26 protein-coding genes and 1 riboswitch are annotated in these 24,398 nt (G+C 40.4%); of the genes, 8 read left to right on the forward strand and 18 right to left on the reverse strand.

Translation table 11 applies throughout. The features are described 5' to 3' along the window. Positions 1-59: 59 nt before the first annotated feature. The 6 genes from BIV59_RS24415 to BIV59_RS11680 form a co-directional block, all read right to left on the reverse strand. Positions 60-209, reverse strand: coding sequence for an RAxF-45 family protein (locus BIV59_RS24415; RefSeq protein ID WP_481747428.1), 150 nt, complete (start codon positions 207-209; stop codon positions 60-62). A gap of 93 nt (positions 210-302) precedes the next feature. Further along, entirely contained in the window at positions 303-770 is a 468-nt protein-coding gene (ribH, locus tag BIV59_RS11660; RefSeq protein ID WP_071351652.1) for a 6,7-dimethyl-8-ribityllumazine synthase, read from the reverse strand. A gap of 12 nt (positions 771-782) precedes the next feature. Continuing rightward, complete coding sequence (locus tag BIV59_RS11665; RefSeq protein WP_071351653.1) at positions 783-1,976, reverse strand: bifunctional 3,4-dihydroxy-2-butanone-4-phosphate synthase/GTP cyclohydrolase II; 1,194 nt, start codon at positions 1,974-1,976, stop codon at positions 783-785. A 19-nt stretch (positions 1,977-1,995) separates the two neighbouring features. After that, positions 1,996-2,637, reverse strand: a complete 642-nt coding sequence (gene ribE, locus BIV59_RS11670; RefSeq protein WP_071351654.1) for a riboflavin synthase — start codon at positions 2,635-2,637, stop codon at positions 1,996-1,998. After that, positions 2,619-3,725: a bifunctional diaminohydroxyphosphoribosylaminopyrimidine deaminase/5-amino-6-(5-phosphoribosylamino)uracil reductase RibD gene (ribD, locus tag BIV59_RS11675; RefSeq protein WP_071351655.1), complete on the reverse strand. Its 1,107-nt coding sequence runs from the start codon at positions 3,723-3,725 to the stop codon at positions 2,619-2,621. Before ribD ends, ribE begins: the two co-directional genes overlap by 19 nt. 175 nt (positions 3,726-3,900) lie before the next feature. Beyond that, a riboswitch (FMN riboswitch) is annotated at positions 3,901-4,031 on the reverse strand. A 198-nt stretch (positions 4,032-4,229) separates the two neighbouring features. Beyond that, positions 4,230-4,781 carry a BA5345 family protein gene (locus tag BIV59_RS11680; protein ID WP_481747429.1) on the reverse strand — a complete coding sequence of 184 codons (552 nt, stop codon included), beginning with the start codon at positions 4,779-4,781 and terminating at the stop codon, positions 4,230-4,232. A gap of 359 nt (positions 4,782-5,140) precedes the next feature. Between BIV59_RS11680 and BIV59_RS11685 the strand changes: the two genes are divergently transcribed. Then, positions 5,141-6,172 (forward strand): NADP-dependent oxidoreductase, encoded by a 1,032-nt coding sequence (locus BIV59_RS11685; protein WP_481747430.1) that lies wholly within the window; start codon positions 5,141-5,143, stop codon positions 6,170-6,172. A 382-nt stretch (positions 6,173-6,554) separates the two neighbouring features. On the opposite strand, the gene BIV59_RS11690 is transcribed toward BIV59_RS11685, so the two are convergent. The 5 genes from BIV59_RS11690 to BIV59_RS11710 form a co-directional block, all read right to left on the reverse strand. After that, positions 6,555-7,334 (reverse strand): 2-keto-4-pentenoate hydratase, encoded by a 780-nt coding sequence (locus tag BIV59_RS11690; RefSeq protein ID WP_071351657.1) that lies wholly within the window; start codon positions 7,332-7,334, stop codon positions 6,555-6,557. Positions 7,335-7,345: 11 nt separating this feature from the next. Beyond that, positions 7,346-7,537, reverse strand: a complete 192-nt coding sequence (locus tag BIV59_RS11695; RefSeq protein WP_071351658.1) for a 2-hydroxymuconate tautomerase — start codon at positions 7,535-7,537, stop codon at positions 7,346-7,348. A gap of 89 nt (positions 7,538-7,626) precedes the next feature. After that, positions 7,627-8,055, reverse strand: a complete 429-nt coding sequence (locus BIV59_RS11700) for a DoxX family protein (RefSeq protein WP_071351659.1) — start codon at positions 8,053-8,055, stop codon at positions 7,627-7,629. A gap of 24 nt (positions 8,056-8,079) precedes the next feature. After that, entirely contained in the window at positions 8,080-8,865 is a 786-nt protein-coding gene (locus tag BIV59_RS11705; RefSeq protein ID WP_071351660.1) for a dioxygenase family protein, read from the reverse strand. A 25-nt stretch (positions 8,866-8,890) separates the two neighbouring features. Continuing rightward, entirely contained in the window at positions 8,891-9,535 is a 645-nt protein-coding gene (locus BIV59_RS11710) for an alpha/beta hydrolase (RefSeq protein WP_071351661.1), read from the reverse strand. Between the two features lie 236 nt (positions 9,536-9,771). Between BIV59_RS11710 and BIV59_RS11715 the strand changes: the two genes are divergently transcribed. After that, positions 9,772-10,311, forward strand: coding sequence for a helix-turn-helix domain-containing protein (locus BIV59_RS11715; RefSeq protein WP_071351685.1), 540 nt, complete (start codon positions 9,772-9,774; stop codon positions 10,309-10,311). A 154-nt stretch (positions 10,312-10,465) separates the two neighbouring features. On the opposite strand, the gene BIV59_RS11720 is transcribed toward BIV59_RS11715, so the two are convergent. Then, positions 10,466-10,666 (reverse strand): PcsB-like coiled-coil domain-containing protein, encoded by a 201-nt coding sequence (locus BIV59_RS11720; RefSeq protein ID WP_071351662.1) that lies wholly within the window; start codon positions 10,664-10,666, stop codon positions 10,466-10,468. 533 nt (positions 10,667-11,199) lie between these two features. Here BIV59_RS11720 and pssA point away from each other — a divergent pair. Continuing rightward, positions 11,200-11,691, forward strand: a complete 492-nt coding sequence (gene pssA / locus BIV59_RS11725; protein ID WP_071351663.1) for a CDP-diacylglycerol--serine O-phosphatidyltransferase — start codon at positions 11,200-11,202, stop codon at positions 11,689-11,691. Between the two features lie 97 nt (positions 11,692-11,788). Here the strand turns inward: pssA and BIV59_RS11730 are convergent, their stop codons facing one another. Next, positions 11,789-12,643 carry a DMT family transporter gene (locus BIV59_RS11730; protein WP_071351664.1) on the reverse strand — a complete coding sequence of 285 codons (855 nt, stop codon included), beginning with the start codon at positions 12,641-12,643 and terminating at the stop codon, positions 11,789-11,791. Positions 12,644-12,785: 142 nt separating this feature from the next. Here BIV59_RS11730 and BIV59_RS23655 point away from each other — a divergent pair, with 142 nt between their 5' ends. Both BIV59_RS23655 and BIV59_RS11735 read left to right on the forward strand, forming a co-directional pair. Continuing rightward, complete coding sequence (locus BIV59_RS23655; protein ID WP_170846141.1) at positions 12,786-12,941, forward strand: hypothetical protein; 156 nt, start codon at positions 12,786-12,788, stop codon at positions 12,939-12,941. A gap of 470 nt (positions 12,942-13,411) precedes the next feature. After that, positions 13,412-13,951 carry a hypothetical protein gene (locus tag BIV59_RS11735; protein ID WP_071351665.1) on the forward strand — a complete coding sequence of 180 codons (540 nt, stop codon included), beginning with the start codon at positions 13,412-13,414 and terminating at the stop codon, positions 13,949-13,951. Between the two features lie 73 nt (positions 13,952-14,024). On the opposite strand, the gene megL is transcribed toward BIV59_RS11735, so the two are convergent. Further along, complete coding sequence (megL, locus tag BIV59_RS11740; protein ID WP_071351666.1) at positions 14,025-15,224, reverse strand: methionine gamma-lyase; 1,200 nt, start codon at positions 15,222-15,224, stop codon at positions 14,025-14,027. 256 nt (positions 15,225-15,480) lie between these two features. Next, on the reverse strand, positions 15,481-16,188 hold the full coding sequence (locus BIV59_RS11745) for an SH3 domain-containing protein (protein ID WP_071351667.1): 708 nt from the start codon (positions 16,186-16,188) through the stop codon (positions 15,481-15,483). A gap of 324 nt (positions 16,189-16,512) precedes the next feature. Between BIV59_RS11745 and BIV59_RS11750 the strand changes: the two genes are divergently transcribed. Both BIV59_RS11750 and BIV59_RS11755 read left to right on the forward strand, forming a co-directional pair. Then, positions 16,513-17,049 (forward strand): pyridoxamine 5'-phosphate oxidase family protein, encoded by a 537-nt coding sequence (locus BIV59_RS11750; protein ID WP_071351668.1) that lies wholly within the window; start codon positions 16,513-16,515, stop codon positions 17,047-17,049. A gap of 467 nt (positions 17,050-17,516) precedes the next feature. After that, positions 17,517-17,747 (forward strand): hypothetical protein, encoded by a 231-nt coding sequence (locus BIV59_RS11755; RefSeq protein ID WP_071351669.1) that lies wholly within the window; start codon positions 17,517-17,519, stop codon positions 17,745-17,747. A gap of 37 nt (positions 17,748-17,784) precedes the next feature. On the opposite strand, the gene BIV59_RS11760 is transcribed toward BIV59_RS11755, so the two are convergent. From BIV59_RS11760 to putP, 3 genes are all read right to left on the reverse strand, one after another. Next, complete coding sequence (locus BIV59_RS11760) at positions 17,785-18,921, reverse strand: DEAD/DEAH box helicase (protein ID WP_071351670.1); 1,137 nt, start codon at positions 18,919-18,921, stop codon at positions 17,785-17,787. A 76-nt stretch (positions 18,922-18,997) separates the two neighbouring features. Then, entirely contained in the window at positions 18,998-20,272 is a 1,275-nt protein-coding gene (locus BIV59_RS11765; RefSeq protein ID WP_071351671.1) for an ATP-binding protein, read from the reverse strand. A 106-nt stretch (positions 20,273-20,378) separates the two neighbouring features. Next, positions 20,379-21,851 (reverse strand): sodium/proline symporter PutP, encoded by a 1,473-nt coding sequence (gene putP / locus BIV59_RS11770; RefSeq protein ID WP_071351672.1) that lies wholly within the window; start codon positions 21,849-21,851, stop codon positions 20,379-20,381. 440 nt (positions 21,852-22,291) lie between these two features. On the opposite strand from putP, the gene BIV59_RS11775 reads away from it, so the two are divergent. Further along, positions 22,292-24,343, forward strand: coding sequence for a molybdopterin-dependent oxidoreductase (locus BIV59_RS11775; RefSeq protein WP_071351686.1), 2,052 nt, complete (start codon positions 22,292-22,294; stop codon positions 24,341-24,343). Positions 24,344-24,398 lie beyond the last annotated feature (55 nt).

Genomic DNA, 24,398 nt, shown 5'->3' on the forward strand with positions numbered 1-24,398 from the left:
AAAGCTCTCTTTTTCCCATTCTATAAGTTAAGGGTGAAGAGACTTCTAATCATTCCGTTTCATGTATTCAGTTGTAAAAAAGGCAGACTTCCCCCTTGATTACAATCCTCATGAAAAATTGCACGGCAAATATACATAAAGTCCAGCCATTGCTCGCGCAAAATAGAATGATTCATCTCTTTCACCTCCATTAAAAATTTTAGAATCATGTAAATTTTATAATAATTCAGCTAACTTTACAATAAAAAAATTGGATAACAAGGGATAAAGTTATCCTCTGTTATCCAATTCTTCTTTATTCTTTAACCTATCATTTTTTGCAAGTTTGCCATTTCTATGGCTGAAACAGCAGAATCGTAGCCTTTATTTCCAGCTTTCGTACCGGCGCGTTCTATAGCCTGTTCAATATTTTCTGTAGTCAGTACCCCAAATATCACAGGTACTCCTGTTTCAAGGGAAACAGAAGCAATGCCTTTTGCTGCTTCATTGCAAACATAGTCATAATGGGAAGTTGCACCCCTGATCACTGTACCAAGACAAATGACTGCATCATATCTATTTGTATTGACCAATTTTTTTGCAATCATCGGGATTTCAAAAGCCCCAGGAACCCAGGCGATATCAATGTCCTCTTCATTAAGACCATGACGCTTTAAGCCATCCAGTGCTCCCCCAAGCAGTTTGCCTGTAATGAATTCATTGAATCTTCCAACCACAATTCCAACTTTCAATCCTGAACCTACTAAGTTTCCTTCAAATGTATTACCCATTTTTTATTCCTCCTATAATGACAGCAGATGCCCCATTTTCACTTTTTTTGTGTGCAGATAGTGTTCATTTTCTTTAATTGCCGGAATCTCAATTGCCACACGTTCTGTTATTTCAAGTCCATAACCGGTTAGGCCTGACATTTTTTTCGGATTATTCGTCATAAGCCTCATTTTCGTGATGCCGAGATCCTTTAATATTTGAGCTCCAATTCCATAGTCTCTCAGCTCAGCGGGAAATCCAAGCTTCTCATTGGCTTGAATCGTATCATAGCCATGTTCTTGCAATTCGTAAGCTTTAAGTTTGTTCATCAGGCCGATGCCGCGCCCTTCTTGCCTCATATAAAGCAGCACACCATTTCCTTCAGACTCGATCCGTGCCAGCGCGGCATGCAGCTGCGGTCCGCAGTCACAGCGGTGCGAGCCGAAAATATCTCCTGTCAGACATTCAGAATGCACACGGACAAGCACTGGCTTATCAGGATCGATTTCACCCTTGATTAATGCAAAGTGATCCTGCTGGTCAAAGGCATTAGAATAGCCAATCATCCTGAAATCGCCAAATGATGTCGGAAGCTTCACTTCCGCTTCTCTTTTCACGCTTTGCTCATTTTCTCTGCGATATGCAATGAGGTCCGCGATTGATATCATCTTTAGTCCATGCTCTTTAGCAATAATAGCCAGATCGGGCACTCTTGCCATTGTTCCATCTTCATTCATGATTTCACAAATAACCCCTGCGGGAGCAGTTCCTGAAAGCTTTGCTAAATCAACGGCAGCTTCTGTATGTCCGGCACGGCGGAGGACACCGCCTTCCTTTGCAATCAAAGGAAAAACATGGCCCGGCCGCTTCAAATCTTCTGGAACAGTATTTTCATTGAGAAGTTCAAGGATTGTCAGCGAACGGTCATAAGCACTAATTCCTGTTGATGTATTTTTGTGATCAATACTCACAGTGAATGCTGTTCCAAAAGGATCGGTATTTTTTCCAATCATAGGATGCAGGTCCAGCTTTTGCGCTAATTCTCCAGAGATACTTGTACAAATCAAACCGCGTCCATATTTCGCCATAAAGTTGATGACCTCTGGAGTGGCCTTATCTGCTGCGGCTACAAAATCACCTTCATTTTCACGGTCTTCATCATCTATTACAATGACAATTTTCCCGGCTGCGATGTCCGCTAGTGCCTCTTCAATACTGCTCAGCATATCAATCAGCTCCTTTTTATCAAAATCCGCTTTTCTCCAGCAGTTCGTAAGTAACAGACGTTTTAGTCTGTTTTTCCCGATTATTTTGATGGTACATGTATTTTCCAATCATATCCGCTTCAATGTTGACAATTTCTCCCGGCGCTTTTCTCCCTAATACAGTTTCTTTGTGAGTGTGCGGAATCAGGGATATGGTCAGCTGATTTTCAGATAGATCAAAGACAGTCAGACTCACACCATCGATGGCAACTGAGCCTTTTGGAATGCAGTATTTATACACATATTCAGGAACTTCAATTACATAGTAAACGGCATTCTCCTTATGCTGTTTTTTCACTATCATTCCTGTTCCATCCACATGTCCGGAAACAAAATGCCCTCCAAACCTGCCGTTCGCAGCCATGGCTCTTTCAAGATTAACAGGTGACCCGGCTTTTAGATTAATCAGTGACGTAGCATTTACCGTTTCTGGCATCACGTCCAACGTAAAAGAATTACTCTTATATTCTGTAACTGTTAAACATACCCCGTTGACCGAAATGCTGTCACCAAGATGCATGTCATGTGTAATTTTATTTGAAAGTATGGTCAATTCCATACTGTTTCGGCCTTTCTTTATACCGCCAACAGTGCCGATATCTTCTACGATTCCTGTGAACATTTCTCCACCTGCTTTAAACGTGATGTAATTTTAAGGTCTTTCCCGATTCTCTCCACCTTCTCAAAATCCAGGGAATATGCATCAGTCATCATCTTCACATTCAGGTCTCCGAACATACCGTGAGCTTTTTTGCCGGCAAGTTTCGGAGCGATATACGTTATCATGCGGCCTACAGCCTTTTCCTTCAAAAAGCTGGCATTCACTTCGGCGCCTCCTTCTACATAAAGAGAAGTGATTCCCCGTTTCGCCAGTATCTTCAATACATCCATAATTTTTATAGAATCAGATGGCATTCTCAACACTTTAACTTTGTCTGACTGTATGCGATCTATATTTTTTTGTTCAGCCTCTGAACCTGTAATAATAAGGGTTTCAGCCGTTCCATCTATTATTGCCGCGCAATCTATAGGCGTCCTTAGATGAGTATCCAGAATGATGCGGACGGGCTGCCTTGCTCCCCGTTCTATTCTGTTCGTCAGCCGCGGATTATCTTTTAAGACCGTATTAATTCCAACAAGGATAGCGTCATGCCGGCTTCTTTCCCTGTGAACGTCGAGCCTTGATTCTTCACAAGTGATCCACTTGCTGTCACCCGATTCTGCAGCAGATTTTCCATCAAGAGTCACAGCCTGCTTCATCGTGACAAATGGTGTGCCGGTCCTGATAAAATGAAAAAACACTTCATTCAGCTCGTCACCCTTTTCTGATAAAAGTCCGCTATGAACCTCTATGCCTGCTTCTTCAAGCATCTTGATTCCTTTTCCTGCAACAAGAGGATTAGGATCTGCTGAAGATATATACACTTTTTTTATTCCCGCCTTTATTAGAGCAGCTGCACATGGAGGAGTTTTTCCGAAATGGCTGCACGGCTCCAGTGTTACATACATGGAGGCATCCCTTGCTTTTTCGCCAGCCATTTTAAGAGCATGTATTTCTGCATGATCTTCCCCGGCTTTCAAATGCGCTCCCATTCCGGCAATCTCCCCATCTTTGACTATGACAGCACCAACCGCCGGATTAGGCGAAGTTTGGCCTGCAGCCGCAGCAGCAAGACCTAAAGCAATCTCCATATACTCTTGATCGTTCATTCATTCACCCTCTTTTCATGTTTGGACCATTTAGGTCCTTCTGAAAAAATAAAAACCTCTCAGGGATTCCTAAGAGGTTTTAAGGGAGAATATGGATTTTTTAGTCATAACCAAATAAGCCTATTACAAAAGATTTTTTTGCTCCAGACCTTGCGATTTATGTCTTTTTTTTCCATATGTCCTTCTCCCATCCAGACTATACTGTCGGCTTTGGAATTTCACCAAATCCTGCCTTATTCAGGCTCGCGGGCTTAGAATTGCTTCATCACCGCCGGTTGGGATTCTCACCCGACCCCGAAGGACTGCGTATTTATGAACTTTCTTGTACTGCAAACAAACCTGCACTTCCTCTTCCGTTTAACAGATCCAGCAAAAACAGCCATGCTCTGTTACCCTTCAGACTGGTCAAATTTGATTACCTGTAATACTATCACCATACTAAAAAAAGAACAAGGAATTTATATCCCTGTTCTACACTGAAGACTCGATAAAGCAGTTATTGCCTTACTTCAGCCAGCTATATTCATGATGAATTCTTTTCTTGAAGTATTCCAGATTCCCCATATAGTGTCTCTGATTCAGATAAACAATCAGCAGAATTGCTGCATTGACTGCTGCGCTTATCCAAAAGGCAAAATCAAAATTTTTGAAGTACAAGATACCAATCAGCAGATTTACAATTAATGCAAGAAGAAGACTGCAGGACGCAGCTCTTAAATCACCCGCAGTTTCAAGAAGCCTGTTGTGCCTCACTCTCATTTTTTCTCCATTCACATGAATGGAGAAAAACACCTCAAGCTCATACTCCTGGCTGTAATAGAAGTTCCTATTTTTCAAAACCGATCCGAAAAACATGCTGATTTGATAAATGATATACCCTGCAGGAAGCCCTGCCCCTGCCAGGATTATGGCCGCCCCAGCAAGCCAGGCACCGTCTTCACCTTTTAGTTCTGATAGGCTATATGACTGGCCGGCTAATATATTAACCAAAACTCCCCCTATAAATATCCATCCTGGAATAATCGATCTTATTAGATTCTTTCTCTCTGCAATCACTTTTTTTCACCTGCTTTCCCTTTAAATGAATGGCTGTTTTCGTAAACTTTGCTCTAAGGAACATGAGGGCTGATTTCCGCTCCAGAACGCCCCAATAAACCCGATTAACAATGAAATCGTCTCAAATAATAATAATCTTTTAGAAAAGAGCCAAATGAATAAAATTGCGTCTTCTAGTTATTGATCATGAACTTCCTCGAACCTTTAGAAAATGTCTGCACACACTGGCAAGTTTTTTCCTGCATATGCTTTGACTCTGCATTTCTAAAAATGTTAGGCTTTTTGGTAGAACTAACACTTTGCATGCCATCGTTTTATTCTTGCTAATTTAAGAGTAATATAAGCTGGGAGGCTATAACATGGGTACAATGGACCAAAAAGAAATTCAGCTTGCAAACCGTCCAAAAGGGTTGCCTAATGTCGAGGACTTTGAATTTGTAACACGTGAAATCCCGGTTCCCGGGGAAAGCGAAATATTGGTCAGAACTCTTTATCTTTCAGTTGATCCCTATATGAGGGGAAGAATGCAGGATACTAAATCTTATATTCCTCCTTTTAAGCTTCATGAACCCATTTCTGGCGGAGTGATTGCCGAAGTGGCAGAATCTAAGTCTCCACATTTCAAACAGGGAGACGTAGTGATCGGAAATCTAAATTGGGCAGAGTATTCAGTGGTGAGCGAAAAAGAAATCCGGACCATTGATCCATCTGTTGCACCGGTTACAACCCATTTGGGCATTTTAGGGATGCCAGGATTAACGGCTTACTTTGGACTGCTGGATATTGGGCAGCCCAAGGAAGGCGAAACGGTTGTAGTCTCAGGCGCAGCCGGGGCAGTAGGATCCGTTGTTGGCCAGATTGCCAAAATTAAAGGAGCCCGCGTTGTAGGGTTAGCTGGTTCAGAAGAGAAAATCAGCTTGCTTGAGAACGAGTTTGGTTTTGATGAAGCCATTAATTATAAAACAGCCTCAAATATTCGGGAAGCATTGTCTAGGGCATGTCCGGACGGAATTGATGTTTATTTTGATAATGTAGGCGGCGAAATAACAGATGCTGTGTTTACTTTATTGAATAAGAATGCAAGAATTCCGCTATGCGGTTCTATTTCATCCTACAACGTCGAGGGTGAAGACCTTGGTCCCCGCATTCAGACGGCAATGATTAAAACTAGTGCCTTAATGAAGGGCTTCACAGTTGGAGATTACGCCTCCCGCTTCAAGGAAGGAGCAGCCCAATTAGGCAAATGGCTGCAAGAAGGAAAACTTCAGTATGAAGAAACAATCATCGAAGGATTCGAAAATACCCCAGAAGCTTTTCTGGGACTCTTCAAAGGAACCAACCTTGGAAAGCAGCTAGTAAAAACAGCACATCCAAAATATGCAAAGCTTTAAAAAACCAGAGCGGCAGGAACTGTACACAGGTTCCTGCTGTTTTTTTTGGACTCCGCTCCCACTCCTTCGATTTTCAGGAAAATTGTTCGTGCGGATTTAGCGCATTTATGCTTAGTACATTTGAAAACGAAACGTATATGGCAATCCACGTATATACATGATTAATAGTTAAACTAACAATTAGTATAAGCAAATATATGAAAAGGGAGCAATGCAAAGTTGTAAGGCATCGCTCCCTTTTCATATTTGGTTTCCCTTCAAATTGAAAATACACCTTAAACAAAAATTCAGGGTTGACAAGCATTCCAAATTCAAACAACTATCTCACCAAAATCGCAAAAGAAATTACACAGAGGTGTTCATTTTTTTACCTTTTCTTAGCTCAATGAATATGAAAAGACACTTGACCCATTTGATTATATTCCGTTATTACATGGTCACCTTTCTTTAAGACGACAGCCTCCGTCATTCCTCCTGTCAGAATGACGGAACCCTTTTTAATCTTCCCCTTTTTTTCCTCATGCAGCATGGCAGACAACATCGCAACAGAGTTTGCGGGATTACCTAGGACCGCTGAACTTTTCCCGCACGCTCTTACCTCCCCGTTTATGGCCATGGTTGCCTCAATCGAATCAACTGCAAAATCTTGAGGTCTATATAATCGACTCCCCATAACAACCCTTGATGCAGAAGTGTTATCGGCGATCACATCGGGTAGCTGAAACCGAAAATTCTCATATCGGCTATCAATAATCTCAAGGGCAGGCAGAATCCATTGTGTTTTTTCTAAAACTTGTTCACCCGTAATACCTGGTCCTTCAATATCTTCCCCAAGTATAAACGCAATCTCAGCCTCCACCTTGGGATGGATGAAATCTTCCATTATGATTTGACCTTTATTTGGGACATTCATATAGTCAAGAATGTACCCGTAAATAGGGACACCGATTTTCATTTGTTCCATTTTTGCCCGACTGGTAAGGCCCATCTTGTAGGCCGTTACCTTATGGCCTGAGTCAATTTTTAACTTTACCAGTTCCTGTTGTACCTTATATCCCATTGCTAGATTAAAATCTGCATGCTGATCGGTAATACAAGAAATTGCTTGTTTTTGTTTCTCAGCTTTGATTAAGCTTTGAGCAATACCCCTGTAGTTAAGCATTGATACCCTCCCTATTCCAGCATCTCACTTTTTAGCATATCTCCCACCGCAAAACGATTCTTGGGAACCTCATTCACAATAACACGAATACTTTTCATAGGAGCCCCAAGCGATTCGTTAACAGTACGTGCAACATTACGTATACATGTTTCAATTGTTTCTTGATCTCTGCCTTCAATCAATGTAATTTGAATAATCGGCATATGCTATCCCTCCACGTAATAAATGACAAAAAGAAAGCACTACCTCTGGAAATGAAGTAATGCCTTATTAATAGTGCTTATTCAAGGAATTAGATGATAGATGTTGTTTTTTCCTTCTCTTGTCCTTTAAAAATAAAGGAATCCAGTGCATAAGCATTAGATCCGGTAATAGCAAGAGATGCTGCCATTGCTAAGAATGCCAAATCCAATTCATATCCGGCCATCTTTCCATTTCCTAAAAAACCTACATCTAATTTCACCTTTACGATGGCTCCTGCCATTAGCAGGACAAATAAAGCAGATACAAACCTCGTAAACAACCCAAATACTAAGGCAAGACCGCCCACAATTTCTATTACAGCAACTCCATAAGCCAGGAATCCAGGCAGTCCAATACTTTCAAACCAGCCAACTGTATTTTCAATTCCGCCCTGGAATTTGGTTAATCCATGAATAAAGAAAGTTATTCCTAATACGACTCTTAAAAGTAAACTGCTTATTTTAAAATTGTTATTCATTTTTCTTTCCTCCTAGTAAATTTACTACAATCCAAACTGCCAAACACTATGACTAAGATTCCCGTATCGATAACTGCGATGCAATAGTCTGGCATTTCTTTCATGATCTGCTGCCCCCATAGCATAAAAGATTGGAATAAAGTGTTCCTTTCCGTATAAAGGTACTGCAATATCAGCAGCAGGAGCCAGCGAGTCATAATTAAATAATGATTCTAAATCCCAATTGTTTATATGCTTACCTAGCCAATCATCGAAATCAAGAGCCCATTTATCTATTGATCCATCATCGTTACCCATTTTTAAGGCTCTTAAGTTATGGACAGTTCCTCCACTAGCAATAATAAGGATATCCTTCTCTCTGAGTTTTGTTAGTGACTTTCCAATTCGATATTGCTCCTCTGGCTTAAGATGAGCGTTTACAGACATTGAAATGACCGGGACATCTGCATTGGGAAAAAGCATCTTGAGAACTACCCAGGCTCCATGATCTAATCCGCGTGTGGAATCAACTTCATAAGGAATACCCAGTTTTGTGAAACTGTCTGTAATATCCTGAGTGACTTCCTTTTTGCCCTTTGCAGGATATTTAATGCGGTATAAAGCATCTGGAAATCCACCAAAGTCATAAATTGTCTCAAATTCATCTACATCACTCACCTTTTGAGCAGATGATTCCCAGTGTGCCGAAAACAGTACAATGGCTTTGGGCCTGGGAAGTGTTTTGCCTAACGAATGTAAAAACTGAGTATATTCATTATTTTCAATAGCTAAAAGTGGTGCTCCGTGAGCCACAAATAAAGACGGCAGCATGTCCTATTCCTCCATTATCTTCTTATTATTGACTTAAATTATTAAGGATCCATTTCGTAAAATCTTTTTGGTTCTTTAAGGAAACTGTATGCCCTTCAGAATAGGATTGAAAGGTTACTTGTGCACCTAATCCCTGAAGGAATTCATTGCTTTCTAATCCCCATTGATAAGGCAGAACGGTGTCAAGTTCGCCGTGAGAAATAAACAAAGAAAGCTGATCAACAGGTTGAATACTGTATTCTTCCTTGACGAATCCGGGAATATATCCACTCAGAGCAACAATTCCTTTGATTCTATTTCCTAATGTTAAGCCAAGCGTCATGGATACAATGGCTCCCTGGCTAAATCCAAGCAGATATAAATGATCATGATTTAGCGGATATTGTTCAGTTGCATAATCAATAAAACCAGTCAACTGGATGATTGCATGGTCAAATACTTCCCTGTGCGGTTTTCCATATCCTTGAATGGAAAAATAGGCGAAGCCCGGCGGTTGAGATAATGGGCCGCGAACACTAAAAATGTAAAACCTTTCTTCTAACCCCTCGACTATCGGCAGCATATTTTGTTCATTGCTACCCATTCCATGCATGACAAAAATAGCAGGATAGGTTTTATCGGGCTCAACCTGTGATGGTTTGTGCAGTTCATAAATCATGGGTGAATTCAAATTACATCATCCCTTCTTGGATTATTACTATAAAGAAACCCAACATAAATTTTTATTAATGAAGAATAAATATTCATATTAAGAAACAAAAGATCAAAAAAATAATTACTGCGCATTTGTTTCCTTCTATGAATATTTGTTATCTATAAAATAACAGCGAATCAGGTAGAATGTCAATGTTTTTTTTGCTAATATATAAATAAGTTTCTTTTTAAAAAACACTAGAGGTGATTAAGCTGGATATTGGAACAAAAATTCGAGCCATACGAAACAGAAAGAAAATTACCATTGCTCAAATGTGTGAAGGAACAGGTCTTTCTAAAGGTTTCATAAGCAATGTTGAAAACAATAATACTTCACCTTCCATTAATACACTAAGTACCATTGCAAATTTTCTAGGGGTTCCTTTGCCTTATTTACTTTTAGAGAAAAAACAACACATGCGTGTTGTCAGACAAAATGAACGAACAAATTCTTCGTTTAATAACCTAAAGATAGAGCATTTGGCGTCAAGGGGGGGCCTGCGAACCATGATAGTTGAATTCCCACCCGGAGCCTCCATTGGGGAGCCAAATTCACACGAGGGAGAAGAATGTCATTTAGTATTAGAAGGGAAAGTTCTGGCTGAACAAGGAGAGGACTCCTTTATTGTAGAAGAAGGTGACTCCTTTAGCTGGAATGCGAGTGTCCCTCACTTCGTGAAAAACATTGGTGATCGCAATGCAGTTGTCTTCATCTCAATTTATTCTGATACTGAATTAAAGGATATATTATAAAAACAATGGGTTGCTGTAACAGCTGAAGCAACCCTTTCTTCTTTAACTGTTGACTCCTTTTGTAAAAACCAAACTAGAGAGAAAGAAAGGTATTAACCTTCTATCCTGACGCACCATATTTGAACAATTTTATTACGTGACGGATCCGCTGTAATCATTTTGATATGTTAGGAATGTCTTCAGTTCCTTTTATGCCTTCTTCTTTGGACACTAAACTATTTTTATCTTGTTCCTGCCCATCTAATATACCTTGTTCCGCTTCAACAATTTCGGTAATCACTTCAATCCTGTTGACCAAGTCGCCAAGATTTGATGACCCTAGTAAAGCTTTCGATAAAATTAACATTTCTTCCATCTTTCTTATGGGTTTCTCATTCGGTCTTTTAATGTTCTTAGCTCAATTAACCATAAAATTTCAAAATGAAGATTCTATAATAAAGCTAAAGCTATCTAGTTGTTTGGCACTTAGAGATCGAGAAAAGCTAAAGTGGCAAGCTTCCATGATTTATTCCGTAGGTTGTGAAGATGTGAAGGATTTATCTAGAGGTTACTGCAGAACAAAGAAGCGAGATTACACTCATATCGGCACTTGCCAATCCATATGGAAGAGTTGGTCAAGTTCACTGGCACGAATTTAATGAAGCATTAAATGGTTAGCCAAAATCAGACAACACATACAATCATAAGAATGTGCTCTTTGCATAGTCGCCTCTACTAATTTTTTCATGTTTTTCCTCCCCAATCTGTTTATAAAACCAAACCCAAATAACCTTATATTTCTGTCAAAATTCATTAATATGATTAATTTATTTACATATCGTGCTATTTCATAAAATTGTGTGGGTATGATATATAAAGTAGGAATTCCGATTATAAGGTGGGAGTAGTTTGATTAAAAAGATAGTAAAGGCCGCACCAAATTTATTTACGATTGGGAATTTATTGTGCGGTGTTCTTGCAATTACATGTAATATGAGTGGATTTTTAGAGGTATCCGGCGTTTTAATATTCTTTTTAGCTGTATTCGATTTTTTAGATGGAAGGGTTGCCAGAAAATTAAAAGTGAACAGTGAATTTGGTATTCAATTGGATTCCTTAGCTGATATAGTGAGCTTCGGTGTTGCCCCTGCTCTTCTATTTCATTCAATAGCAGCAACGTCCATTTTAACTTCATTAGCTTTTATTGTTTTCCCGACGATGGGGGCATTAAGACTAGCTAGGTTTAATGTAAAACCCACCATTGGGTACTTTAGCGGATTACCCATTCCAGCGGCTGGATTATCTTTGGCGGGTATGGGATTTTTTTTATATAGCAATGCGTATATTACCTTAATACTCGCTCTCCTAATGGTAAGTCCAATTAGGGTAAAAAAAATTTAATGGATGTTCCTGTTAAAAAGTTATTAGGATTGCTTTCATAGCCTTTTGGTTCTCTTATTAATACATGATTAAAATCATTAAGGACTTATCAATAGCACTATAGGCTTGCCAACACCGCACCCGCAATCGTGATAATTCCACCCAATAACGACATCAAAGAAATTTGTTCATGTAATAAGAAAACACCAAATATAACCGTCCAAACAGGAAGTAAGTTAATGAATGGCGCTGCTTTTCCTGCTCCAACAATTTTCACACCAGTGTTCCAGGCGAAATATGCCCCGACTGATGCAAAAGTGCTCACATATAGTACTGCAAGCCATGCGTTCGTTGACATGTGAATCATGCTTGGTTGTACTGTTCCTATGCAACTGATGGCACTTAGTATTGTTCCATAAAAAGATGCCCCTGCCGTCATTGTGAGAGGATCCATCTGTTTCCCATATTGTTTGCCAAGTACGGTATATAATCCCCAAGCCAAGCAAGATAGGACAATTTCCATGTCACCAATGAGGGAACCCTCGGAGGAAGCTTGGTTTTTCCCCAGTAACAATGTAATAACACCAATGATTGAAACCGCAGTACCTATCCAAGCCTTCAGTTTGATGTGTTCTTTAAGAAAGAATGGAGTAAATATTAAAATGGCAACTGGAATACCTGCTGAAATCATCCCAGCTTGAGAAGCACTAATGGACCTTAATCCTAAGTAGTTCAGCGTTGAAAATGCAAATACACCAAAGAAGCCAAGGATCAGGAATTCCTTCCATTTCGAGAATAAAGGCAGCCTCTTTTTAGAAATTGTCATAATTCCTACAAGAATGATTGTTGAAATTGCCCACCGAACTGTGTTAAGTAAGGTAGATGGTAATGCAAGTGCCAAAAATCTCCCGCAAATGTAATTGCCCCCCCATAAAAGAGTGGCTGCAATCAATAGTAAAATCCCACGTTTCACGTTTTCCCAACCTTTCTATTAATCTTGTATATAAAAAAGCAAACTATTTACTATATTTTCAATTAATGATTGAGTTGTGATGTGTATCAATATTGGAATAAATTTATATTGTTACTTATTTTTTGTCAAGGGAGAATAGATTATGAATAAACAAGAAGGAGTTCACAGCGTTGTTCCTGCTATTCGTATGTTGGAGCAGTTCCAAAATGATGAGGGCATCACTGCGAGCCATTTTATCCAAAGTTTTCGGGACCTGAACATCGAATGTGAAATATTAAACAAATTACAGAAAAGATGAAATAAAACACATCAATGAAGTTGTTTTAAAGCTTAAATAAAAGATTAAGCAAAGAAAAACAGAAGAAACAGCTTGGTGATTTGACCCAGCTGTTTTTGAATTCCAAATTAAAAAATCAACGAGATTCCTTAACAGAGCCTATTGTTAAGAAGGATAAGTAAGGAGATACATTAATTAAAGGGGACTTTTTAAAATGCTTTATACTCCAGCGAGCAATGTTTTTTCCAAATGGCGCAGCTGTCATATATTTCCTATGTTTTAGCTGCCATCCTTTTTATTGCTGGGTTAATTCCTTTAATCTCAAGATCGCACTTAGATATGGATACAGAAAGTAAGGATGCATAGAATACCCGCAATCCCAATTGGAAAATTAAATCATGTTTTTCAGGCTCTATGGCGGGTACCTGAATAGTGGACCTCCTGATTACACAAAATGACACAAACATCTTAGATAAAGGAGGTTTTTTTCCATGCTGGGAATGTATGATATTATTAAATTTTTAGTTTCCTTCTTCTTAATTTTTCCCATTGTCACAATGATTCATTTAATGGGGCACCTCTTTTTCGTTACCATTTTTGGCGGCAGTAAAAAGAGACTGATTATCGGAAGCGGAAATCTATTATTTTCTTTTGGAAAAGTTGAAATCCGGAAATATTATTTTTGGAATGGGGCCTGTAAATTCCATCAATTGAAATTTGATAACAGGTTCACAAACACACTGATTTATTTGGGAGGATCCATTTTCAATTTTGCAGGCATGTATACGGTCAGCAGTCTGAAATACGCTCATATTCTTGATTCATCTGTAATTATGGATCAATTTATATATTTTTCTTTCTATGTACTATTTTTTTCGCTTTTTCCTATGTACTTTAATGACGGGAGTCCCAGTGACGGAAAAGCCGCTATCCTGGCGCTGAAAAAAAAGCATGATGATAAGTACACAGGTGACATTCTTATTACCCAGATTGAAGATTTGAAGAAAGACGACGATTCGCAAGAACGATAAGAGCTTGATCTTATCATTCTTGCTTTTTTTATTTGGTTTGCTCTTTCAATGCATTATCTTATTTTTTAATTACTTAAATCTTTTCATGAATAAGGGCATTCAGCGCCTGGTTTATGTCTTCCCAGATATCATGACAATTCTCAAGTCCCGCCGATAACCTCAGCATCTGATCAGTAATGCCCATTTTAATCCTTGACTCTTCCGGGACAACAGCATGTGTCATAGTTGCAGGATGCTGTATCAAGCTCTCGGCGTCTCCGAGACTGACTGCAATCTTCACCATGTTAAGCTCATTCATGAATCTTTGAGCATCCTCTTTGGTGCCCTTTATTTCAAAGGTAACCAAGCCTCCACCCTGCTTCATTTGGCGTTTTGCGGCAGAAAAGCCTGGAAGGGTATCATCTAAAGGATAGTAAATTTTCTTTACCATTGGGTGATTTTTCAGTTCCCTGAAAATGTGAAGAGCATTCGCCGAGTGGCGATCCATTCTTACTGGCAGGGTTTTAATGCCCCTCAGCAAAAGCCAGGCATCAAAGGGGGATAAGATGCCGCCAATATCCTTCTGTGCTGATCTGGCAACCCGGCTGATGTATTCCCTGCTTCCTGCCACAAGTCCAGCGACAACATCTCCATGGCCGCAAATGTATTTGGTCGCACTATGGAGAACAATATCACACCCCCATTCAATCGGCCTTTGAATATATGGGGTAGAAAAAGTATTATCGACTACAACAGGAATTCCATATTCCTTTGCCACCCTTGAAATCATCTGCAAGTCCAATACCTTCATTGTTGGATTAATGGGTGTTTCTACATAAATACATGCCGTTTCTGGAAGGATAAGATTTCTTAATTGTTCTTCTGTTTCCATTTCGCAAAAATCATGGCTGATGCTATATTTCTCCTTTAAAAGATTCAATAATCCAAAGGTACAGCCATATAGGCCCTGGGAACAAATAATGTGGTCATTGGCCTTAGTCAAATCAATTAAGACAGCAGAAACTGCTGCCATACCTGAACTAAATGCAAGTGCCGCCTCAGCTCCTTCAAGGACTGCAATTCTTTCTTCAAGGGCCCTCACTGTGGGATTGCCAAGACGGGAGTAAATATAGCCTTCCTCAGTACCGGCAAATCTCCTCTCTCCCTGCTCTGCCGTTTCAAAAGTGAAGGTTGATGTCTGGAAGATTGGTATGGCAAGGCTCCCAAGGTGAGCCTTTGAATCATACCCTTCATGAATTACAGCTGTTTCAATATGCTTATACTTGCTCTCCATATTTCCCCTCCTTGTTCTGTCTGTATGCTTCTATCTTATGTTAAACAAAATAAAATTGGAAGCGTTTTCATTTCTTACTTAGTTACACGGAATTATATTTTTTTATTTTTCACCTTCAGAGATCAGGCTGTTATTTTTCTTAAATCGCCCCAAAAGGAAATATGATAAAGCAGAAAAAGCTGCCGGGAACGGTCAGCTTTTTCTGCTTTATCGATGTTAGGCAAGAAGGTGATAGCTTAGTTTTTTGGGAGTTCAATCAGTTCTCATATTTTACTCGATGATCAAATACCAGCCACCGCAATCCGCTTTTTATGAAACAGATAGTCGAAGTCTGATTACCGCTCTCTTCATTCAAGTGATATTGGGATATGTATAAATATTCCTTTCCATTCTTAACAAAGTGAATGATGGCCGCCTTCTTTGGTTCATATTGCATCTTCCAGTCAATAGGGTATAGTGCTAATCCCCAAATCTCCGTTTCAATGATATGATAAAGCTGTGTTCCATTGTTATTTTTTCCAGCTGTTCTAAATTGCTGTTTAATGTACTTATCAATATATGCTTTTGTAAAACTGGAAGACATTATAGAGTAAATTTGTGATTTGGTATAGTTCTTTTTCCAAGTTACTCTTTCAGTTTTGTCTGCATTATCTGCAATTTTCTTTGCAGAAACAGAAGACATTGTACTATAGATCCTAAGAAATTCATCAGATACATAGCCTTTCTTCTTGCCGTATTTAATTTGTGCCCAGCCATGATTTATGGAATAGACGGCAACTTTGGCATGGTCTGTTAACTTTCCGATTTTGCGGTAATCTAGTCCTGGTCCGCTTCTTACATTTAGCACCCCGTTGGTAATATCCACCACTGCAGTCTTTGTTGCTGCTTCTGCCCTGCTTAGCGGAGCAAACAATGCTGATATCAGAATCAATGATAGTATTCCTTTAATAATCCTGCTTTTCATTTATTTCCCTCCACTATAAATACTCAATATATTTGTTATTTTTACCATATAATAGTATATTAACATAGTCGTTGGAAAAATTGCATTTTTTAGACAAACATCTTATAATCCCTAGACTCATAGCTTCATCGAATAAAAAGACTGTCAGCACTGCATACATGTAGGTAATTGACATTTATAAAGTTAATCTTCTATCATTGGAATCTTCGGCTTCAGTCAATGCGGGATAAAATGATTGGTCTTTTTAGGAAAATAAAAAGAGATAAGAATCCTGATACATAGTAGAATATTCTAAACACAACCCGCCCGCTTAGGAGGAAAGATATGAGACAGAGTAATATGGCTTGCTTTAATGATGAAAAAATCAATAAGTTTCTTTCTTGTTCTGAAACTGGATATTTGGGATTATTTGATGGGGTGTATCCTTATGTGGTTCCGATGAATTTTATCTGGCATGAAGGAGCTGCTTATTTTCACGGAGCGGATGAAGGCAAAAAAATAGATATTATGAAACATAATAACAGGGCCAGCCTGACGGTTTCAGAAAGCTTTGGAACCATTGCAGATCCTGTACCGGCAAGAACGGACACAGCATATATGAGTGTAATGATATTCGGTGAGATTATATTTTTGCAGGATTTAGAAGAAGCTACAGCAGTGATGCAGCACATGCTCAATAAATACGTTCCTGGATATTACGAAACCCCGCTTCAAAAAAGCCATGTAGATAAATATCGGTCGTCTCTTGGAAGCAAAACGGTTATTTATAAATTGCTGCCTCAGAACATAACAGCAAAAGAGAATCCTATGAATAAGGAAAAAAGCTTTTTCCCAGGCAGAACCATCCATAGTGATAAATAAGACAAAGGGGTAAGGAATGTGATTATTCCGTACCCCTTTGCTTTTTTTTGCCAATCTTTACAAAGATAAATTTCCATTACTATTCACCCTTTTATACTTAAATGAGGAAAAGGCATCTATTATTATGTCAATTTAGATAATAACTTTCACTTAGAAAAAGGGATTTTATAATTTTCCAATACCAGATGATGCAAAGTTAGAAAGCGAAAACAAAAAAGTAAAAAATTATGAGTGGGACTCAGCCACAGGTACAGAGGAACCCTTATAAAAGAGAAATCAATGGCCGTCTCTAATTTACGAATTAAATGGTCCACAGGTACCTGTTAATCTAAAAAAATTATTTCGATTTGTTCTCGCAATGGTGTTTAGAAGCCTGAGCATCATCTCAAGACTGGATTACCACTATTTTAAAACATGGCTCTTTTTTTAAAGATTGTTGTTACTTAAATAGTTCTCGAGGCAGTTCCATGTTATATCAGGTTGATTGGAGCGGAAGGTGCGGAGACTCCTGCGGGATCAGCGTGACTGGTGAGACCCCGCAGACGACGACTGGGAGGCTCAGCGCACGCCCCGCGGAAAGCGAAGCATCCTGGAGCGGAAATCAACCCCTTGTTCCAAGGCAGCAAAGTTTACGGAAACAATCTAAAACAAAGAAGACTGCAGGCAAACCCATCTTTTCGGGTTTGTCTGCAGTCTGAGAAGACAGCATCTTATGCTGTCTGTATTTCTGCTTACTTACTGTTCATCTACTAAATTTCCGCCATAAAAGGTTTTCTTTGAAAGTGTCACTTCAAGTTCACGGGCTATTTTTTTTAGTTCCCGCTCTTCTCTTTCCGTAACCAGGGAGATGACTGTGCCGTCTGCCCCAGCCCTGCCTGTTCTGCCAGAACGGTGTGTGTATTGATCTGCATCCTTCGCCAAATCAGCATGGATAACAGTATTAAGTCCTTTGATATCCAGTCCTCTTGCCGCTACATCTGTGGCGAGAAGCAGCGGGGACTTTCCAGAGCGAAGATTTCTCAGCGCTTTCTCTCGCTCCATTTTGCTGGATTCACCATGAAGAACCTCAAGCTTAATTCCTTTATAATCAAGTTTTTCCTTAAGTACGGTTAATTCTGCTATATCGTTTAAAAATGCAAGACCTTTTAGATTTTCGAGACGGGTTATTTTTTCAATCATTTTAAATTTGTCCCGTTTGTCTCCAACCAGATACATATGATCTACCTTTGATTCCATTCTTTCACTTTTATCAATTCTCACAATTTCAGGCTCATTCAAAAGCTCCCCTGCCAGCTGTTCTGCCTGCCCGGTTAATGTGGCAGAAAAAATAAGCACCTGGCGATCCTTCATTGTAGACTTAACAATATTCCGGATGGTTGCTATATGTTCTGAAACAATAAGCTGATCTCCCTCATCCAGGACAATCGTCTTTACTTCATGCATTTTGATTTTCTTTTGAGCAATAAGCTCATAAATGCGCCCTGGAGTTCCTACTATAACCTGGGGATGCTTTTTCAATTTTTCAAGCTGTCTTTTTGGGTTGGCTCCTCCAATAAAAGCAGCTCCTGTAATTTCGCTTCCTTCTGACCAGATGCGCACCTCCTCGGCAATCTGCATGACCAATTCTCTTGAAGAGGCAAGAATGACAGCCTGAGGCGCTTTTTTCTCTGCATTTATCTTATTTAACAGGGGAAGGAGATAAGCAAGCGTCTTTCCAGTGCCTGTCGGAGATTCTGCGATAAGATCTTTTCCTTCAACGATAAAGGGAATGGCTTTTGTCTGGATGGGTGTCGGCTGGCGGAATTCCGATTTCTCCCACGCTTTTATAATAAAAGGCTTCATATCTAAAGTTAGTGGCTGTGTGTCTGTCATATAGTTCTCCTTTAATCATTATTGCTGGTTTAGGGTTCTGTTTTTTCTATAGTACCTTCCTCCATAGTATCACTATTTATGGGGAGACCGCCAATGGAATCCGGATTGTGACAGTTGTTCCCTCATTTTTTTTGCTTTGGAACAGGATTTTTCCCTTATGGCGTTCGATAATCTTTTTGCAGACGGCAAGGCCAATCCCTGTTCCCTTTTCTTTAGTAGAATAAAAAGGCTCGCCAATCCGGTTCAGGCGCTCTGGCTCCATTCCGATCCCATTATCCTGGACGGTCACAATAACTTCATCATAATCCGTAGTGAGGGTAATGCTGATTTCACCGTTATGTTCCAATGCCTCTATTCCATTTTTAATAATGTTAATCAGCACCTGTTTCAGCTGGATATTGTCTGCCATCACGAGGGCTGGAACAACTGATTTCTCCTTGTAAAACAATTCGATGTTATCCAGATTGGCCTGTGCCTTCATTAGCATAATGACCTGGTTGATGATTTGATTCATATCCTGAACAGCAAATTTCACATCCTGCTTTTTCCCAAGAATGAGCATTTCACTCGAGATAATATTGATCCGGTCAATTTCTGTGAGCATGATTTCCAAGTGGGCTTCATTTACTTCTTTTGTCATACCCATAATCTGTACAAACCCTTTTAATGAGGTCAGCGGATTCCTGATTTCATGGGCAACTGAAGCAGCGAGGTGGCCAATGACCGATAATTTTTCGGATGCAATCATCAATTCTTCTTCACGCCGCATGATAGTGATATCCCGGGCAATCACAAAAATGCCCGTAATCTGATCATTCACACTGCTGGGCAAAAACGTGCATCTTAATATTGCTTTTTCTCCATCTAATTTGTGTATGACGGTTTCAAATACGGATGCTTCCCCTTGGATTGCACGATCATAGTACTTTTTCACCTTTTCATATTCACCTGCCATCATCCTTAAGAAAGCTTGATTTTCTATTAGGACGTCGGCCTTGCACCCCAGTATTTCTTCTCCAGACGGGTTGATTGAAGAAATCCTCCCTTCCAAATCCATTTCAAGAACCGCGTCAGGATTATGGGTAAAGATGGACTGATATTGCTGATTTTTCTTTTGGAGCTCATTTTTAGAAGCCAGAAGCTTCGATGTCCGGTTATAAATTACGGTATACAGGAAGATACCGGTCAACATGATATACAGCCATCCCTTATAGCGCTGAAAAAAAGCATATAGATAAAGGTTTTTTTGGGCGAGTGCCATGGATAGCGAATCCGAACCAATAATCCAGATAACGCCAAGTATGATATAGATAATAGATATTTTCAGGGCAATTTTACGAGAATGGCTCATATTGTTTCCTCTTATGCTTGAATTCTTTATACGTTAATCAGTATTCCATGAAAAGACTGCTTATATAAGCCCTTGGAATTTTTAGTAAAAAACAGGTCCTTTTAGGTCATTGCTTAAGTATTTTCACGGCTGCATCGAATTCTTTTTCGATTTCCCGTGACGGTTTTCGTGTCAGCAAGCTAAAAATCAGGATTGCCAAGGTTCCTGCAGCAAAGCCGGGGATGATTTCATAAACATTTTTATAAATGCCAAGCTTTTCCCATAAAATTACCGTAGCCGCTCCAGCGATCATGCCAGCAAGCGCCCCCGTTCCCGTCATCCTCTTCCAATACAAACTCAATAAAACAACAGGACCAAAAGCTGCACCAAACCCCGCCCAGGCATAGCCCACAAGCTCTAAAATTGTTTTGCTGGGATTCAGGGCCAGATATAAGGCAATTGCCGAAATAATCAGTACCGAAATTCTGCCCGCAAGCACTAACTCCCGGTCTGAAGCAGAACGCCTGATGAATGCTTTATAGAAATCATCTGTAAGTGCACTTGATGTGACTAAAAGCTGCGAAGCAATGGTGCTCATTACAGCAGCAAGAATGGCTGCCAAAAGGAAACCGGCAATGAGTGAAGGAAATAACTGCTTAGAAAGGAGAATGAAAACACTCTCAGCCTCCTTTATCCCCAAAGGGGAGTGATGAATGCTGAAATATGCAATACCAACCAAGCCTGTAAACATAGCGCCTGCTATTGAAAAAATCATCCAGCCCATCCCGATCCTTCTTGCGCTTTTAATCTCCTTTACTGAAGATATCGCCATAAAGCGGACAATGATGTGCGGCTGTCCAAAATAGCCAAGTCCCCACGCAAGAAGAGAGATTATGCCGATAGGGGTCGTTCCTTTAAAAGCTTCCAAAAGCTTTGGATTGACAGAATGGATTTCGCCAAAAGTCCTGTCAATGCCCCCAATATTCAGGATTGTGACAATTGGCACTAAAATGAGTGCAATAAACATAATAGTCCCCTGAACAAAATCCGTCCAGCTTACAGCGAGAAAGCCTCCAAATAAAGTATAAAGAATCACGATGCTTGCTGTAAGCCATACCCCCAGCGTATAGTCCATATGAAAAGCAGTAGTGAACAGCTTTCCTCCCGAAACCATGCCTGATGATGTGTAGAATGTAAAAAATATTAAAATGACAAGTGCGGATGTAATTTTTAAAATACTTGAAGCATCTTTAAAACGATTGTGAAAAAAATCCGGGATAGTCAGTGAATTATTAGCAGCTTCAGTAAATATCCTGAGACGCGGTGCAATAAACAGCCAGTTGAGATAGGCTCCTGCCGTCAAACCGACTACTATCCAGCCGCTGCTTATGCCGGCAGCATACATGGAACCCGGAAGTCCCATTAAAAGCCAGCCGCTCATATCCGAGGCTCCCGCGCTCATAGCCGTTACAGCCGGACCCAAATTCCGTCCTCCAAGCATATAATCCGATAAGCTAGACGTCCTGCGGTATGCAATATAGCCTATTAAAAGCATCCCTGCCATATAAATCCCAATAGAAATAATCATTCCATAGTCCAACGCTTTCACCCCTTATATATCATAATCATTATTTAAATAAATAATAGCCTATATTAACAGATAATATAAACCCGGGTTCATGTGGTTTACCTTGTTTGGCACAAAAACCTTCTTTATACCCATACTTCACCACCATTTTTCAAGCATCGATATTGATGGAATGGTATAATTCCACTATCATAAAAAAAAGGCTGTTTTCGTAAACTTCATTGCTATGGAATAAGGGGTTGATTTCCGCTCCAGGATGCTCGCTTTCCGCGGGATTAGCGGGAGTCTCGCACCGTACGCTCCAATCAGCCTGACTTAATAATGAGAAGGATTTGGTTATTTCCGCCCGCTGCTTAATGGGACGGATTGGCTCGACTCTTATTGGCACAGAAATGAGAACAACTCAAGGGAAAATAGACGAAATACTTTATGAACATATAAGGAGCAAAAAAATGAATTCATATATTAATCAAAGAGATGGTATTTTTCCTTCCGTCTGTTCACTGGATTGTCCAGATCAGTGCGGTCTTCTAATCCATAAAAAGGAAGGAAAAATCATTAAAGTAGAAGGAGATCCAAAACATCCGGTGACAAAAGGGAATATTTGCAATAAAGTGCGGCATATGGCGTCACGTCTATATGATCCTAAAAGGCTTAAGTATCCAATGAAAAGGACAGGCGCCAAGGGAGAAGGGAAATTCGAGCGCATCAGCTGGGAAGAAGCGATTGCAAGCATCACCTCACATTGGAAAATGCTGATCTCCGAGCATGGCCCGGAAAGCATCCTGCCTTATAGCTTTTACGGAAACATGGGCAATTTATCAGCCGAGGGCATGGACCGCAGATTTTTCAACCGTTTAGGAGCAAGCAGGCTTCTCCGCTCTATTTGCAACTCTGCGGGATCGGCTGGCTATACGTATACAATGGGGGGATCTTTTGGCATCGACCCTGAAGACACGATACATTCTAAATTAATTATTATGTGGGGAATCAATGCAGTCAGCACAAATATGCACCAGGTTGCACTGGCGCAGCAGGCGAGAAAAAACGGAGCAAAAATCATTGTCATTGATGTGCACAAAAATCAGACAGGAAAGTTTGCAGATTGGTTCATACCCATTCTCCCAGGTACAGATACCGCTCTCGCACTTGGAATCATGCATCTATTATTCTCTGAAAATATGGCGGATATTGATTTTCTGAAGCAGTATACAACCGGCTGGGAAGAGCTTCGCCGGCATGTTTCTCAATATGATCCCCAAACTGTTTCAGCCATCACTGGCATACCTGAAGATGACATATACAAGCTGGCAAGAATGTATGGAGAAACTTCCCCTTCCTTCATAAGGATAGGAAACGGTTTGCAGCATCATGATAATGGCGGGATGTGCATAAGGACGATTGCCTGCCTGCCTGCCATCACAGGACAATGGAGCATCAAGGGCGGCGGCGCCATCAAAGGAAATTCAGGATATCTGGCATTCAATACTGATGCGCTGCAGCGTCCGGATTTACTGAGGGATAAACAAACCAGGACGATTAACATGAACGAGCTGGGAAAGGCCCTGCTGAGTCTGGATGAACCCGTACGGTCCCTTTTCGTATACAGTTCAAATCCTGCAATTGTAGCTCCAAATGCCAATAAGGTCAGAGAGGGCTTGATGCGGGAGGATTTATTTACTGTTGTGCATGACCTGTTTTTAACTGAAACTGCCCGGTATGCCGATATCATCCTTCCGGCATCATCATCCTTCGAAAATACTGACTTTTTCACTTCCTATTGGCATCACTATATGCAAATTCAAAAGCCGGTAATTGAAGCATTTGGTGAATCAAAATCGAACACAGATGTCTTTCGTCTGCTGGCACACGGAATGGGATTTGAGGAACAGGCGTTTAAGGATAGTGACGAAGAAATGATCCGTCAGGCGCTGGATTTCCGCCAGAACCCTTACCTCGAGGGAATCACCTTTGAATCACTTGTGGAAAATGAGTTCTTGAAAGCGAAAATCAGTCCGCTGTTCCCAGGTGACTTGCCCACACCGAGCGGAAAAATAGAGTTATACTCCAAAGCGATGGAACGTGATGGGCACCAGCCGCTTCCGGTCTATAAACCTCTGGCAGAGGATGGGGATTTGCCATTTCTTTTTGTTCCGGCACCTAACCATAATTATCTGAATTCCACCTTTTCCAATAATGAAAAGCATGTATCACTTGAGAAATTCCCCAGACTTCACATACACACTGAAGATGCTTTGAAGCTGGGCATCCAGGGCGATGATGATATCAGGATCTGGAATCACCGCGGAGAATGCGTCTTAAAGGCAGCCATAGGAGAGCATGTACTGCCCGGAGTATTAGTGACCCAGGGACTGTTTGCAGATGACAGCGGAGCCAAACAGCTCGTAAACTCACTGACCACGGACAGGATTGCAGATATGGGCGGCGGCGCCGTTTTCTTCTCCGGCCGGGTGAACGCAGAAAAAGCAGGAGCCTTCAAATAAAAGGGAGCCCCTCCCCTGACAGCATAGCAGTGTGCACGAAAAGAAGGAGCTGCCT

Source organism: Bacillus sp. MUM 13, assembly GCF_001866725.1.
In the GTDB taxonomy this organism is placed as follows: domain Bacteria; phylum Bacillota; class Bacilli; order Bacillales; family DSM-1321; genus Peribacillus.

Coding starts and splice junctions, on each gene's coding strand:
- BIV59_RS11690 (WP_071351657.1), bottom strand. CDS start 7,334: ATGCTTAACTACAGGGGTATTGCTCAAAGCTTAATCAAAGCTGAGAAA.
- ribE (WP_071351654.1), bottom strand. CDS start 2,637: ATGTTCACAGGAATCGTAGAAGATATCGGCACTGTTGGCGGTATAAAG.
- BIV59_RS11760 (WP_071351670.1), bottom strand. CDS start 18,921: ATGACAGACACACAGCCACTAACTTTAGATATGAAGCCTTTTATTATA.
- BIV59_RS11750 (WP_071351668.1), top strand. CDS start 16,513: ATGAGACAGAGTAATATGGCTTGCTTTAATGATGAAAAAATCAATAAG.
- BIV59_RS11755 (WP_071351669.1), top strand. CDS start 17,517: ATGTTATATCAGGTTGATTGGAGCGGAAGGTGCGGAGACTCCTGCGGG.
- BIV59_RS11765 (WP_071351671.1), bottom strand. CDS start 20,272: ATGAGCCATTCTCGTAAAATTGCCCTGAAAATATCTATTATCTATATC.
- BIV59_RS24415 (WP_481747428.1), bottom strand. CDS start 209: ATGATTCTAAAATTTTTAATGGAGGTGAAAGAGATGAATCATTCTATT.
- BIV59_RS11745 (WP_071351667.1), bottom strand. CDS start 16,188: ATGAAAAGCAGGATTATTAAAGGAATACTATCATTGATTCTGATATCA.
- BIV59_RS11665 (WP_071351653.1), bottom strand. CDS start 1,976: ATGCTGAGCAGTATTGAAGAGGCACTAGCGGACATCGCAGCCGGGAAA.
- BIV59_RS11720 (WP_071351662.1), bottom strand. CDS start 10,666: ATGGAAGAAATGTTAATTTTATCGAAAGCTTTACTAGGGTCATCAAAT.
- ribH (WP_071351652.1), bottom strand. CDS start 770: ATGGGTAATACATTTGAAGGAAACTTAGTAGGTTCAGGATTGAAAGTT.
- BIV59_RS11775 (WP_071351686.1), top strand. CDS start 22,292: ATGAATTCATATATTAATCAAAGAGATGGTATTTTTCCTTCCGTCTGT.
- BIV59_RS11695 (WP_071351658.1), bottom strand. CDS start 7,537: ATGCCGATTATTCAAATTACATTGATTGAAGGCAGAGATCAAGAAACA.
- megL (WP_071351666.1), bottom strand. CDS start 15,224: ATGGAGAGCAAGTATAAGCATATTGAAACAGCTGTAATTCATGAAGGG.
- BIV59_RS11685 (WP_481747430.1), top strand. CDS start 5,141: ATGGGTACAATGGACCAAAAAGAAATTCAGCTTGCAAACCGTCCAAAA.
- BIV59_RS11735 (WP_071351665.1), top strand. CDS start 13,412: ATGCTGGGAATGTATGATATTATTAAATTTTTAGTTTCCTTCTTCTTA.
- BIV59_RS23655 (WP_170846141.1), top strand. CDS start 12,786: ATGAATAAACAAGAAGGAGTTCACAGCGTTGTTCCTGCTATTCGTATG.
- BIV59_RS11700 (WP_071351659.1), bottom strand. CDS start 8,055: ATGAATAACAATTTTAAAATAAGCAGTTTACTTTTAAGAGTCGTATTA.
- ribD (WP_071351655.1), bottom strand. CDS start 3,725: ATGAACGATCAAGAGTATATGGAGATTGCTTTAGGTCTTGCTGCTGCG.
- BIV59_RS11705 (WP_071351660.1), bottom strand. CDS start 8,865: ATGCTGCCGTCTTTATTTGTGGCTCACGGAGCACCACTTTTAGCTATT.